Annotated in this window: 10 protein-coding genes and 1 rRNA gene; 6 read left to right on the top strand and 5 right to left on the bottom strand. The window is 74.6% G+C overall.

Annotated elements, in window-relative coordinates; all coding sequences use genetic code 11:
• From rrf to ACGFSC_RS30105, 3 genes are all read left to right on the top strand, one after another.
• Positions 1-91, top strand: a 5S ribosomal RNA gene (rrf, locus tag ACGFSC_RS30115); the annotation flags it as partial.
• A 227-nt stretch (positions 92-318) separates the two neighbouring features.
• The gene (locus ACGFSC_RS30110) at positions 319-726 is read left to right on the top strand and encodes a YciI family protein (RefSeq protein WP_359908576.1); all 408 of its coding nucleotides are present in this window, start codon (positions 319-321) and stop codon (positions 724-726) included.
• 8 nt (positions 727-734) lie between these two features.
• A complete protein-coding gene (locus ACGFSC_RS30105) occupies positions 735-1,892 on the top strand; it encodes a DUF6596 domain-containing protein (RefSeq protein ID WP_359908573.1) in 1,158 nt (385 codons plus the stop codon).
• Between the two features lie 43 nt (positions 1,893-1,935).
• Here the strand turns inward: ACGFSC_RS30105 and ACGFSC_RS30100 are convergent, their stop codons facing one another.
• From ACGFSC_RS30100 to ACGFSC_RS30080, 5 genes are all read right to left on the bottom strand, one after another.
• The gene (locus tag ACGFSC_RS30100) at positions 1,936-3,246 is read right to left on the bottom strand and encodes a DUF58 domain-containing protein (protein WP_359908572.1); all 1,311 of its coding nucleotides are present in this window, start codon (positions 3,244-3,246) and stop codon (positions 1,936-1,938) included.
• Positions 3,247-3,373: 127 nt separating this feature from the next.
• Positions 3,374-4,384, bottom strand: a complete 1,011-nt coding sequence (locus ACGFSC_RS30095; RefSeq protein ID WP_380358103.1) for an AAA family ATPase — start codon at positions 4,382-4,384, stop codon at positions 3,374-3,376.
• Complete coding sequence (locus ACGFSC_RS30090; RefSeq protein WP_359908569.1) at positions 4,381-5,586, bottom strand: DUF4350 domain-containing protein; 1,206 nt, start codon at positions 5,584-5,586, stop codon at positions 4,381-4,383. The genes ACGFSC_RS30095 and ACGFSC_RS30090 overlap by 4 nt, the downstream gene beginning before the upstream one ends.
• Positions 5,583-6,284 carry a DUF4129 domain-containing protein gene (locus ACGFSC_RS30085; protein ID WP_359908566.1) on the bottom strand — a complete coding sequence of 234 codons (702 nt, stop codon included), beginning with the start codon at positions 6,282-6,284 and terminating at the stop codon, positions 5,583-5,585. The genes ACGFSC_RS30090 and ACGFSC_RS30085 overlap by 4 nt, the downstream gene beginning before the upstream one ends.
• A 5-nt stretch (positions 6,285-6,289) precedes the next feature.
• Positions 6,290-7,492, bottom strand: a complete 1,203-nt coding sequence (locus ACGFSC_RS30080; protein ID WP_359908563.1) for a hypothetical protein — start codon at positions 7,490-7,492, stop codon at positions 6,290-6,292.
• Positions 7,493-7,800: 308 nt separating this feature from the next.
• On the opposite strand from ACGFSC_RS30080, the gene mtrA reads away from it, so the two are divergent.
• Genes mtrA through ACGFSC_RS30065 form a run of 3 tightly spaced genes read left to right on the top strand, consistent with a single transcriptional unit; the run spans position 7,801 to position 12,455 of the window.
• Positions 7,801-8,478, top strand: coding sequence for an MtrAB system response regulator MtrA (gene mtrA, locus ACGFSC_RS30075; protein ID WP_030247322.1), 678 nt, complete (start codon positions 7,801-7,803; stop codon positions 8,476-8,478).
• A 1-nt stretch (position 8,479) separates the two neighbouring features.
• Positions 8,480-10,591 carry an MtrAB system histidine kinase MtrB gene (gene mtrB / locus ACGFSC_RS30070; protein WP_380358111.1) on the top strand — a complete coding sequence of 704 codons (2,112 nt, stop codon included), beginning with the start codon at positions 8,480-8,482 and terminating at the stop codon, positions 10,589-10,591.
• A complete protein-coding gene (locus tag ACGFSC_RS30065) occupies positions 10,566-12,455 on the top strand; it encodes an LpqB family beta-propeller domain-containing protein (protein WP_359908561.1) in 1,890 nt (629 codons plus the stop codon). Before mtrB ends, ACGFSC_RS30065 begins: the two co-directional genes overlap by 26 nt.
• Positions 12,456-12,500 lie beyond the last annotated feature (45 nt).

The raw sequence follows: 12,500 nt of genomic DNA, 5'->3' as shown, positions 1-12,500 counted from the left end.
GCCCGGTTACATTCCGAACCCGGAAGCTAAGCCTTACAGCGCCGATGGTACTGCAGGGGGGACCCTGTGGGAGAGTAGGACGCCGCCGAACAATTCTTCAGAAGAACCCCCATCCGGGATCCGGATGGGGGTTCTTCGCGTTTCCGGGCCCAATGGGCCCAACCGGCCCAACCGGCCCAACGAGGCTTCCGGGCCCGACAGGCCGGCCGCGGGTGGGCCGAAAAAATCTCGGCCGGCCGTGTCGAGAACCCGTGCCCGGCACCGTCCCCGGGGTGAGCGCGGCCAGAATGGGTCGCACCAAGCTCCGAGGAGACGACGATGGCCAAGTACCTGCTGCTGAAGCACTACCGGGGTGCCCCGGACGCGGTCAACTGCGTGCCGATGGACCAGTGGACGCCGGAGGAGGTCACGGCGCACATCACCTACATGCAGGACTTCGCGGACCGGCTGGAGAAGACCGGCGAGTTCGTCGACGGTCAGGCGCTCGCACCCGAGGGGACGTGGGTCCGGTACGACGGCGAGGGGCGTCCGCCGGTCACCGACGGTCCGTTCGCGGAGACCAAGGACCTCATCGCCGGCTGGATGGTGATCGACGTCGACAGCTACGAGCGCGCCGTCGAGCTGGCCGGGGAGCTGTCGGCCGCGCCCGGGGCCGGGGGGAAGCCGATCCACGAGTGGCTGGAACTGCGCCCGTTCCTCGCCATGCCGCCGACCATCACGGAGTGACCTGCCCGATGAACGAGGCCCTGTTGAGGAGCCTCACGCCGAGCGTCATCGGTGTCCTCGTCCGCCGCGGAGCGGATTTCGCGGCGGCCGAGGACGCCCTGCAGGAGGCGCTGGTCGAGGCGGTCCGGGTCTGGTCCGACGGGCAGCCGCGCGACCCCAAGGGCTGGCTGGTCACCGTGGCCTGGCGCAAGTTCCTGGACGCGGCCCGGTCGGATGCCGCCCGGCGCCGTCGGGAGGACCTGGTCGAGCAGGAGCCGGGGCCGGGGCCCGCGGCCGGTGCGGACGACACGCTCCAGCTCTACTTCCTGTGCGCCCACCCGTCGTTGACGCCCTCTTCGGCCGTCGCGCTGACCCTGCGTGCGGTGGGCGGGCTGACCACCCGCCAGATCGCCCGGGCCTATCTGGTGCCCGAGGCGACGATGGCGCAGCGGATCAGCAGGGCCAAGCGCACCGTCTCCGGCGTCCGGTTCGATCAGCCCGGGGACGTCGCCACCGTGCTCCGGGTGCTCTACCTGGTCTTCAACGAGGGCTACTCCGGTGATGTCGACCTCGCGGCCGAGGCGATCCGGCTCACCCGGCAGCTCGCGGCGGTGATCGATCATCCCGAGGTGGCGGGGTTGCTGGCCCTGATGTTGTTGCACCACGCCCGGCGGGCCGGCCGGACCGGGCCCGACGGTGCGCTGGTGCCGCTGGCCGAGCAGGACCGCGCCCGCTGGGACACCGGACTGATCGCCGAGGGCATCGGGATCCTGCACAGGGCCCTGGCCCGGGACCGGCTGGGCGAGTTCCAGGCCCAGGCGGCCGTCGCGGCGCTGCACGCCGACGCCCCCACCGCCGAGGAGACGGACTGGGTGCAGATCGTCGAATGGTACGACGAGCTCGTCCGGCTGACCGCCAGTCCGGTGGTGCGGCTCAACCGCGCGGTGGCGGTCGGCGAGGCGGACGGTCCGCGCGCCGGGCTGGCGGAGCTCGCCGAACTGGACGACGCGCTGCCCCGGTACACGGCGGTGGCGGCGTACCTGCACGAGCGCGACGGGGACGCGGCGACGGCGTCGCGGCTGTACGCGGAGGCGGCGCTCAAGGCGTCCAACCTCGCCGAGCGCGAGCACCTGACCCGTCAGGCGGCCCGGCTCAACGCTGGGTTGAGGGGGCGGACCCGGGAGTGACGGAGCGTCGGATCCGCCTGGGCGGCATCCGGAGGGCAGCGGCTCAGAGCCGGCCGGCGGCCTTCATCGCCAGGTAGGTGTCGGCCAGGGCCGGGGCGATCCGGGCCGGCGGGGCGTCCAGGACGGTGACGCCGTGGCGGGTGAGGCGCTCGGCGGTGGCCCGGCGGTCGGCGCGGGTCTGTTCGGCGGCCGCCGCGCCGTAGACCGCGCCCAGGGTGCCCCGCCCGGCGGCGAGGACCTCCAGCTGCGGGTCGGCGACGGAGGCGAGGACGACCTCGTGGCGCTTGGTGAGCATGGGCAGCAGCGGGCGCAGCCCGTCCTCGACCGGGGCCGCGTCGAGGCCGGTGAGCAGCACGATCAGCGAGCGCTGGGGGGCCATCTTGAGTGCGGTGGCCACCAGTGAGCGCATGTCGGTCTCGTGCAGGGCGGGTTCGAGCCCGGCCATCGCGTTGGTGAAGGCGGGCAGTACCTCGTGGGCCGAGCTGCCGGCCACGGTGACGCGCTTGCGGGAGTCGTGGGCGAGCAGGTCGACCCGGTCGCCGGCCCGGGTGGCGAGGGCGGTGAGCAGCAGCGCGGCGTCGAGGGCGGCGTCCAGGCGGGGTGCGTCGCCGACCCGGCCGGCCGAGGTGCGGCCGGTGTCGAGGACGACGAGGATGTGCCGGTCGCGTTCGGGGCGCCAGGTGCGGACGGCGACGGTGTTCCGGCGGGCGCTGGCGCGCCAGTCGATGGAGCGGACGTCGTCGCCGGGCAGGTACTCGCGCAGGGAGTCGAACTCGGTGCCCTGGCCGCGGGTCAGCACCGAGGTGCGGCCGTCGAGTTCGCGCAGCCGGGCGAGCCGGGAGGGCAGGTGCTTGCGGCTGGCGAACGGGGGCAGTGCGCGGACCGTCCAGGGGACGAGGTGCGAGCCCTGGCGGCCGGCCAGGCCGAGCGGGCCGAGCGAGCGGACCGTCACCCGGTGGGCGTGGTGGTCGCCGCGGCGGGTGGGGGTGAGCACGGTGGTGATCCGGCGCCGCTCGCCGCCGGGGAGGGTCAGGGCGTGCCGGGAGGCGGCCTCGGCGGTGCCGGGGCGCCAGGCGGACGGGGCCCAGGCGTCGCGGACCAGGCCGCGGAGCAGTCGGCCGGACGGGTTGGTGACGGTCAGTTCGACCGTGGCGGGCTCGCCGAGCCGCACGGTGGTGTCGCCGCTCCGTCCGAGTCGCAGGGTGCGGACCGGGGCGGCGAGCACCAGGTCGACCGCGACGGCGACCAGCACCGCGCCGGTGACCAGGCCGATCCCAGTCCAGGACGGCAGCAGCAGGCCCACGACGAGCGCGCCGAGTGCGGCGAGCAGGGCGGTTCGCCCGGTGAGGGCCATGCGGTGCGCTCCTTCGGAAGCCCGTGAGTCGGTGGCCCGTGGGCCGGTAGCCCGTGGGCCGGAGGGCCGGAAACGGGTGTGGTGCGGTGGGGTGCGGGACGGCGTGCCGCGGTGGGGTGTGCCCGGGTCAGCGGGGTGCGGGCGTCTGGGCGAGGACGGCCTGGATGACGGAGTCGGCGGTGACGCCCTCCATCTCGGCCTCGGCGCGCAGCGCGACCCGGTGCCGCAGGGTGGGCAGGGCGAGCGCCTTGACGTCGTCCGGGGTGACGTAGTCGCGGCCGGCCAGCCAGGCCCAGGCGCGGGAGGCGGCGAGCAGGGCGGTGGCGCCGCGCGGGGAGACGCCGATCGACAGCGACGGGGACTGCCGGGTGGCCCGGCAGAGGTCGACGATGTAGGCGAGGATCTCGGGGGAGACGGTCAGCTTGGCGATCTGCTCGCGGGCGGCGACCAGGTGCTCGGGCCCGGCGACCGGGCGGACGCCGGCCGCGCGGAGGTCCCGGGGGTCGAAGCCGGCGGCGTGCCGGGAGAGCACCTGGAACTCCTGGTCGCGGTCGGGCAGCGGCAGGATCAGCTTGAGCAGGAAGCGGTCCAGCTGGGCCTCGGGCAGCGGGTAGGTGCCCTCGTACTCGACCGGGTTCTGGGTCGCGGCGACCAGGAACGGGACGGGCAGGGCGCGCGGTTCGCCGTCCACCGTGACCTGGCGCTCCTCCATGGCCTCCAGCAGGGCGGCCTGGGTCTTCGGAGGGGTGCGGTTGATCTCGTCGGCGAGCAGCAGGTTGGTGAAGACCGGGCCGGGCTGGAAGGAGAACTCGGCGGTGCGGGCGTCGTAGACGAGCGAGCCGGTGACGTCGCCGGGCATCAGGTCGGGGGTGAACTGGATGCGCTTGGTCCCCAGGCTGAGCGCGGTGGACAGGGTGCGCACCAGCAGGGTCTTGGCGACGCCGGGGACGCCCTCCAGCAGCACGTGGCCGCCGCAGAGCAGGGCGACGACCAGGCCCGTGACGGCGGCGTCCTGGCCGACCACGGCCTTGCCGATCTCGGCGCGCAGGGCGGTCAGCGCGGTGCGCGGGTCGGTGGCGGGGGTAGCGGGTGCCGTGCCGGGGACGGAGCGGAGCTGGGCGGTTGCCTGGTCGGTCACGGGTTCCGTACCTGCCTTTCGAGGGCGTCGAGGTCGTCGGCGAGCCGCAGCAGTGCGGCGTCGTCGGTCGGGGGCGGGCCGTACAGCAGGGCCCGGACGTCCCCGGCGGGCCGGGCGGGCAGCCGGTCGGCCACGGCGACGCAGAGCGCGTCGGAGTCGGGTGCGCCGGCCCGGAGCGGGACGCCCAGGGCGGGGGCGAGGCGGTGGGCGGTGGCGCCGCGCAGCGCCTCGGCGGCGCGGCCGCGGGCCCTGGCCCGCCGGTACAGGCGGGCGCGGCCCTCGGTGGTCTCGGCGGCGCGGACCACCACGGGCAGGTTCTCGCTGACCACCGGGCCGAGCCGGCGCCCGCGCCAGAGGGCGGCGAGCACGGCGGCGACGGCGAGCTGGTAGCCGGCCCAGTGCCAGCCGCTCGGCAGGTAGTCGCCGAAGGTCTTGGTGCGGGCGCCCTCGGGGAGCGGGGCGGAGTAGTCGGGCAGGTGCCAGGTGAGGCGGGGCTGCGAGCCGAGCAGGCCGAGGGCGAGGGAGGCGTCGCCGTCCTTGGTCAGTTCGCCGTTGTGCAGGAAGGTTCCGCTGCCGAGCACGATGACGTCGTGGTCGCCGTCGCCGACGGGGAGGCCGACCAGCGGGTAGCCGTGGCCGCGGGCGTAGCAGCCCTCGCCGCGGCTGCCGCTGGTGTAGAGCATGCCGCCCTGCTGGGCGCTGCCGGCCCGGACGGCCTCGGTGAGCGAGCAGTCGGCGGGGGTGGAGCGGACGGAGGCGTAGGCCGGTCCGCCCGTGTCGTCGGACAGCCGGATGCCGGGGGCGAGCGCGGTGAGCGCGGCCGGGCCGGGGGCGACCAGGATCAGCCGCCGGTGCCGGGCGGCGGCGACGGCGCGCAGCTGGGCGGGGTCGAGCAGGTCGGGTTCGGGCAGCACGAGGGTGTCCGGTCCGGCCGGGGTGGTGGTCGGGTCGGTGCTGAGCTCGGCCTTGATGCCCTGGCGTTCGAGCAGGGCGACGACGGCGTGGGCGCCGTCGCGGTCGTACGAGCGCGGGTCCAGCGGCGGGTATCGGCGGTCCTGGTCGAGGGCGGACACGGCGGCGGCGCCGATCAGCAGGGCGGCGAGGACGGCCAGGTACCAGCGGGCCCGGCGCCACAGGCCGCGCGTGCTGGGGGTGAGGCTGGTCGGGGTGCCGGGCGGGGGCGTGGGGACGGTACCGGTCATGCCGCTCCTCCCGGGGTCGGGGCCGGGACGGCGGCACCGGCGGTGTCGGGCGCGAGGACCGGGCGGGTGCGCTCCAGGGTCCGGTCGAGCTCGTGCAGCAGCCGGTAGGCGTCCTGGTCGGCGGTGCGCTCGCCGTACGCGATGTCGTCGAAGGTCCGGGCGGCCGCGGCCAGTGCGGCGGCGTGCTCGGGCAGCGCCCGGCCGGCCTCGGTGGCGGCCTCGTCGGCGGTGCGGCCGGGGCGGATGTCGAGCAGGGTGCGCTCCTCCAGGCTGCGCACCAGGGCGCGCATCTGCTCGCGGACGGCTTCGGTCCAGCGTCCGGCGGCGGCGTGCCCGGCGGCGTCCGCCCGGTACTGGTCGGCGCTGCGCGGGCCCTCGGCGCCGTACACGTCCGGGACGGTGCGGGCGGCGCGGCGCGGTGCGCCGAGGCGCCACCAGAGCGCGGCGCCGATCAGCACCGCGACGATCAGGAAGAGGATCAGTCCGGTGGTGCCGGTGGTGCCGTCGCCGGAGATGCTGTCGAGCGCTCTGGCGATGTGGTCGTAGATCCAGTCCGTGATCCGCTGCAGCACGGACGGGTCGTGCTTGTGGTACTCCGCGTCGAGCAGTTCGTCGCGGGCGGCCTCGCGCGCCGGGTCACGCGGCACGGTGACCGGTGCGCCGCCCGCGGCGAGCAGCCCTTCCCCCCAGTTCGGCATCCGGCTCAGCGCCTCGCTGACGTCGGGTCGCCCGGGCCGCCGCCCCAGCCGGTGCCGCCGTGCTCGGGCAGGCCGGCCGCGCGGGCGAGCTCGATGTCCAGGGCCTCGCGGCGGATCCGCTGGTCGATGTAGACCAGCACGCCGACCGCGGCGATGAACGGGGTGGTGAAGGTGCCGGCGATGATCCCGGCGACCGCCAGCAGGAGCAGCATGGCGACGCCCTGGTCGGCGGCGTCGGGCAGGCCCTGGCGGCTGAGCTTCTCGAAGCCCAGCAGCAGGCCGATGAGCTGGGCCGGGACCACGACGACCATCGCGACGACGAACGCCAGCACGTAGCCCAGCACGGTGATGCCGAGGACCCGCCACCAGGCGCCGCGGACCAGGCGCCGCGAGCGCGACAGTGCCGTCAGCACGCCCTGCTTCTCCAGCATCAGGGCCGGGGCGGCGAGGCTGAAGCGGATCCACAGCCAGGCGGCGACCGGCAGGGTCAGCAGACCGAGCAGGCTCAGCAGGCCGGTGACGGCGGCGGAGCCCTGGCCGGCGAGGCCGTACCCGACCATGGGGGCGAAGCCGAGCAGGATCACACCGGGGCCCAGCAGGGCGGTGAGCAGGGTCAGCCCGAGCAGTTGGAGCAGCCGGGGGCGGGCGTCGCGCCAGGCCTCCCCGGCGGTCACCGACCGGCCGAGGACGGCGCGGCTGACCACGATGGTGAGCAGCGCGGTGGCGAACACGTTGAGCAGCAGCTCCAGCGGCAGCCCGGCCAGCATCCGCAGGGTCTGGGTGGACTCGCCGGTCTTCCCCTTGACCAGCAGGTTGACCACGACGGAGCCGGCCTGGGAGAGCACGGCGAGGCCGAGCGAGAGCGCGAGCACGGTGCGCCAGTGCCGGCGGACGGTGGTGACGGCACCGTCCAGCAGTTCGCCGAAGCTCAGCGGGCGCAGCGGGATGACGCCCGGCTTGGGGCTCGCCGGGGCGCCCCAGCCGTACGGGCGGTGGCCGCCGGGAGGCTGCTGCCCCCACTGCTGGCCCCACTGCTGTCCCCACTGCTCTCCGGGCCGGGGGGCGCCGGCCGGGCCGGGGCGGCCTGCGGTGTCCTGCGGTGGTGCCGACGGCCCGGGCACGGCGGCGGGCGCGTCGGCCGGGGGCCGGGCGTCGTCGCGGGGCGGCTCGGACGAGCTGGGCGAGGCCCAGCCCGGGGTGTCGGTCATCACTGCTCCTCGGAGGGCGTCACGGGCGCGACTGCGAACGGATCTTCCGCCCGCGCGCAGCGCCCATCGTGCCATGGGGCCGGAAACCAGCCCCATGGCGATCCGGTTGCTGATCGGCAACGGTCCTCGGCGGCGGGTCGGGCGGTGGTCCGCAGCGGGTCCGGAGGGGGTCCGGAGGGGGCCGGGGGCGTTCCCGGCGGGCGCATTCGCCCGGTATGGCCGGAATGCACCGGTGGGGGAGTTGGCCGTTCTGGAGCATTGGCACTGCTGTGCGGCAGGTCACAATCCGGTAATGAGAAGATGGACGCATGAAGGGACGCGTCCTCGTCGTTGATGACGACTCCGCACTGGCCGAGATGCTCGGCATCGTGCTGCGGGGTGAGGGTTTTGAGCCGTTTTTCGTCGCGGATGGGGACAGGGCGCTAGCGGCGTTCCGGGAGACCAAGCCGGACCTGGTCCTGCTGGACCTGATGCTGCCCGGTCGGGACGGCATCGACGTGTGCCGGCAGATCCGGGCGGAGTCGGGCATCCCGATCGTGATGCTGACCGCGAAGACCGACACGGTCGACGTGGTGGTGGGTCTGGAGTCCGGCGCCGACGACTACGTCACCAAGCCGTTCAAGCCCAAGGAGCTGGTGGCCCGGGTGCGTGCGCGGCTGCGCCGCGCCGAGGAGCCCACGCCCGAGCAGCTGACCATCGGCGACCTGGTGATCGACGTGGCCGGCCACTCGGTGAAGCGGGACGGCCGGGGCATCCCGCTGACCCCGCTGGAGTTCGACCTGCTGGTCGCGCTGGCCCGCAAGCCCTGGCAGGTGTTCACCCGCGAGGTGCTGCTGGAGCAGGTCTGGGGCTACCGCCACGCGGCGGACACCCGCCTGGTCAACGTCCATGTGCAGCGCCTGCGTTCCAAGATCGAGAAGGACCCGGAGCGCCCCGAGATCGTGGTGACCGTCCGCGGCGTCGGCTACAAGGCCGGACCCAGCTGACGTGACGGACCGGGCAGACGACACCCCGTCGGGTTCCGCGGCCGACGGGGCCGGTGCCGTGCGCGGCGACGTGCTGAGTTCGACCACCCGCCGCCGGCGAGGCCCTTCCGCCGTGGTGGCGCTGGTCAAGCGTCAGCTGCGCCGCCCCGTGCACCGGGTGGCCACGCTCTACCGCCGGTCGATCCAGCTGCGCGTGGTCGCGGTGTCCCTGCTCGCGTCCATCGCGGTCGTCCTGGTGCTGGGTGTGGTCGTGGTGGCGCAGGTGCGCACCGGCCTGCTCGACACCAAGATGGACGCCGCCCGCGCGCAGGCCCGGATCGGCTTCCAGGTCGAGCAGAAGAAGATCGACGAGGCCCGGGACCAGAAGCTGCGGGGCACCGCCGACCCGACCGTCGACGAGACCGGCACCTGGCTGCTGCGGCAGGTCAACGACCTTGCCGGGAGCGGGCAGACCGTCTACTCGGTGATCGCCATGGCCCCCGGCACCGGCGCCGTCGTCCCCGACACCGCCGGCTTCGCGCCGCGCTACTCGGGCGACATCCAGCCGATCAGCATCCCGGACGCCCTGCGGGCCAAGCTCGCCTCCGAGCCCGGCCAGATGTTCGACCAGCCGACCCGGATCCACCGCTCGCCCGAGAGCGGCGGGAAGTCCGAGCCCGGGCTGGCCCTCGGCATGCAGTTCGTCGGTCCGGCCGCGGCCGGGAACAGCTACCAGATGTTCTACGTGTTCTCCTTCGGCCAGGAGACCGACACCCTCAACCTGGTCACCGGCACCCTGGCGACCGCCGGGGTGTTCGTGGTGATCCTCATGGGCGGCATCGCCTGGGTCGTGGTGCGCCAGGTGGTCACCCCGGTCCGGATGGCCGCCGGGATCTCCGAGCGGCTCGCCGACGGCCACCTGGAAGAGCGGATGAAGGTCACCGGGACGGACGACATCGCCCGCCTCGGCGAGTCCTTCAACCGGATGGCCAACGCCCTTCAGGCGCAGATCCGGCAGCTGGAGGAGCTGTCCCGGGTGCAGCGGCGGTTCGTCTCGGACGTCTCGCACGAGCTGCGCACCCCGCTGACCACGGTCCGGATGGCCGCCGACCTCATCTACGACAGCCGTGAGGACCTGGACCCGATGGCGGCCCGCTCGGCGGAGCTGCTGCAGGGCCAGCTGGACCGCTTCGAGTCGCTGCTCGCCGACCTGCTGGAGATCAGCCGCTTCGACGCCGGCGCCGCGATCCTGGACGCCGAGCCGGTCGACCTGCGCGAGATCGTCGCGCGGGTGGTCGAGGCCGCCGAGCCGCTCGCCGAGGCCAAGGGCAGTGCCGTGGTGATCCGCGGCGACGGCGAGCCGGTGCTGGCCGAGGTGGACTCCCGACGGATCGAGCGCATCCTGCGCAACCTGGTGGTCAACGCCCTGGAGCACGGCGAGGGCCGTGACGTGGTGGTCCGGCTGGGCTCCGCGGACGGCGCGGTCGCGGTCGGCGTGCGCGACTACGGCATCGGACTCAAGCCGGGCGAGGCGTCCCGGGTGTTCCACCGTTTCTGGCGGGCCGACCCGTCCCGGGTGCGGACCACCGGCGGCACCGGCCTCGGCCTGTCCATCGCCGTCGAGGACGCCCACCTGCACGGCGGCTGGCTCCAGGCCTGGGGCGAGCCCGGCGGCGGCTCGCACTTCCGGCTCACCCTGCCGCGCACCCGCGGCGGCGAGATCACCCGGGCGCCGTTCCGGCTGGAGCCGGAGGACTCCCGCAACAACCGGGGCCTGGGCGCGCAGGGCACGCCGTACCGGCGGGCGATCAGCCCGTCCGGGGCGACGGCGACGGCCGCGGTCGAGGACCAGGCGGAGACGCCGGAGGCCGTGGGCAGCAGCCTCGGCAGCGGGCTCGGCGGGGTGCTGAACATCGGCCCCGGGCTGGGCCGCAGCCGACTGCCGGAGGGGCCGCGCGCGGACCCCTCGGGCGTGTGGACGGCCGCCGGGTACGGGGCCACCGGCGCCCAGGTCATGGTGGACCCGACGCCCGGACGGCCGTCGGTGGCACAGCGGACGGCGGAGCCGGACGTGACGGGCGGGACGACGGACGCGGAGGGGTCGCAGCGTGCGAGGGACGAGCAACAGGACTGAGTCGCGGCTCCTCGCGGCGGTCGGCACGCTGGTCGGCGCCCTGGTGGCGAGCGGCTGCGCGACCATGCCGGATTCCGGCGGCATCGCCCGGGTGGAGCTGCCCCAGGGGTCGGCCGACAAGAACCTGCAGGCCCGGGTGTACCCGGTGGCACCCGGCCGGGGCGCCAAGCCGCGCGAGCTGCTGACCGGGTTCCTGGACGCGGTGACCGCCGACGAGGGGTACGACACCGCGCGCAAGTACCTCACCGAGAGCGCCGCCGCGGAGTGGAAGCCCGAGGCGGAGATCCGGGTGCTCTCGTCCACGACCATCCCGGGCGGCCAGGACGTCACCGACGCGGACACCACGGTCTCGGTGCCGGTGAGCGGGCAGTTGGTCGCCACCGTCGACGAGAAGCACTCGTACCAGCTGGTCGCAGGGCAGAACAACGTCTCGTCCGACTTCACCTTCGTCCGGGAGAAGGACGAGTGGCGGATCGACAAGCTGCCGACCGGCGTGATCATGAACGAGACCAACTTCCGGAACAGCTTCCGGCAGGTCGCGCGGTTCTTCTACACCGCGCCCGACCCGTCGGCGGTGGCCTCCGGGAACGTCGGCCAGGAGGTGCTGGTCGCCGACCCGGTCTACCTGCGGCGCCGGATAGACCCGCTGGCCACGGCGGCCCAGGCGGTGGCCGACGGGCCCTCGACCTGGCTCTCGCCGGTGGTCCGGACGGCGTTCCCGAGCGGCGTCAGGGTCGAGCGGGTGACCATCGACGACGGCAGGGTCGCCCACCTGCAGATCGGCGGGGTCGACCTCGGCGAGCCGATGGCCTGCCGGCGGATGGCGACCCAGTTCTTCTACACCCTCGCCGACCAGGGCAAGGGCCAGGTCGAGCGGCTGGAGCTGAAGGGGCCGCACGGTTCCTGCACCGTCGGCCGCGGCGACGAACCGCCCACCGGCCCCGGTGCGCTGGCCGGGCCGACGCCCGGGAAGCAGTACTACCAGCGTGCCGACGGCGCCCTGGTGGCGACCGACGAGGGGGGCCCCGGCGATCCGGTCCGCGGCGTCCTCGGCAAGCCGCAGTCGAACACCAAGCCGCCGCTCGGCGCCGTCGCGGTCGGCCGCAGCGGCACCCAGGTCGCGGCGATCAGCGAGGACGGCCACCAGGTCTACTCGGTGCCGCTGTCGGACAGCGCGGTGACCATGGGCGAGCCGGTGCTCAGCTCTCCGGCCAAGGGCGGCGACAAGGAGGACGGCTTCGCCTCGCCCACCTGGGACGGCCGCGGCGACCTCTGGGTGGTGGACCGCAACAAGCAGGCCCCGCGGGTGGTGATGGTGCGCGGCGCCAAGTCGTACACCGTGCCGGTCGAGGGGCTGACCGGGCAGACCGTGCAGTCGCTGAAGATCTCCTCGGACGGCGTCCGGGTCGCCCTGGTGGCCAGGACCCCGGGCTCGGCCGTCCGCTCGCTGTGGTTCGGACTGGTGGTGCACGACGGCACCCCGCAGGCGCCGACCGTGAAGATCACCGGGCTGCGCCGGGCCGCCCCCACGCTCACCGACGTCGCCTCGGTGTCCTGGGCGGAGACCGACCAGCTGCTCGTGCTCGGCAAGGAGTCCGACCGGACCCAGCAGCTGTACTTCATCAGCACCGACGGCTCGCAGAGCACGGACACCCAGCTGCAGAGCGCCGAGAGCATGACGACCGTCGCGGCCTCGGAGTCCCGGGGGGACAGCCTGACCCAGGCGCCGCCGGTGCTCGCGATGGGCGAGGTCAAGCAGGCGGACGGCAAGCCGAGCGAGATCAAGGCCTTCCGCCTGGTCAACCACCAGTGGCGGGAAGCCTCGCTGATCGACAAGCCCCGGTCCTTCCTCTACGCGGGCTGACGGCGCGTCCGGGCGGGCCGACGGGCCTTCCCGGGCCCGCCGCGG

This window comes from Kitasatospora sp. NPDC048715 (genome assembly GCF_043198905.1).
GTDB classification, from domain to species: domain Bacteria; phylum Actinomycetota; class Actinomycetes; order Streptomycetales; family Streptomycetaceae; genus Kitasatospora; species Kitasatospora lactacystinica.
The sequence above is the reverse complement of the archived record's forward strand: the minus strand, read 5'-3'. Positions and strand labels throughout refer to the sequence as shown.

What these genes read in the sequence shown, in the direction of transcription:
- ACGFSC_RS30110 (WP_359908576.1), top strand. Translation starts at nt 319, where the DNA reads ATGGCCAAGTACCTGCTGCTGAAGCACTACCGGGGTGCCCCGGACGCG.
- ACGFSC_RS30105 (WP_359908573.1), top strand. Translation starts at nt 735, where the DNA reads ATGAACGAGGCCCTGTTGAGGAGCCTCACGCCGAGCGTCATCGGTGTC.
- ACGFSC_RS30100 (WP_359908572.1), bottom strand. Translation starts at nt 3,246, where the DNA reads ATGGCCCTCACCGGGCGAACCGCCCTGCTCGCCGCACTCGGCGCGCTC.
- ACGFSC_RS30090 (WP_359908569.1), bottom strand. Translation starts at nt 5,586, where the DNA reads ATGACCGGTACCGTCCCCACGCCCCCGCCCGGCACCCCGACCAGCCTC.
- ACGFSC_RS30085 (WP_359908566.1), bottom strand. Translation starts at nt 6,284, where the DNA reads ATGCCGAACTGGGGGGAAGGGCTGCTCGCCGCGGGCGGCGCACCGGTC.
- ACGFSC_RS30080 (WP_359908563.1), bottom strand. Translation starts at nt 7,492, where the DNA reads ATGACCGACACCCCGGGCTGGGCCTCGCCCAGCTCGTCCGAGCCGCCC.
- mtrA (WP_030247322.1), top strand. Translation starts at nt 7,801, where the DNA reads ATGAAGGGACGCGTCCTCGTCGTTGATGACGACTCCGCACTGGCCGAG.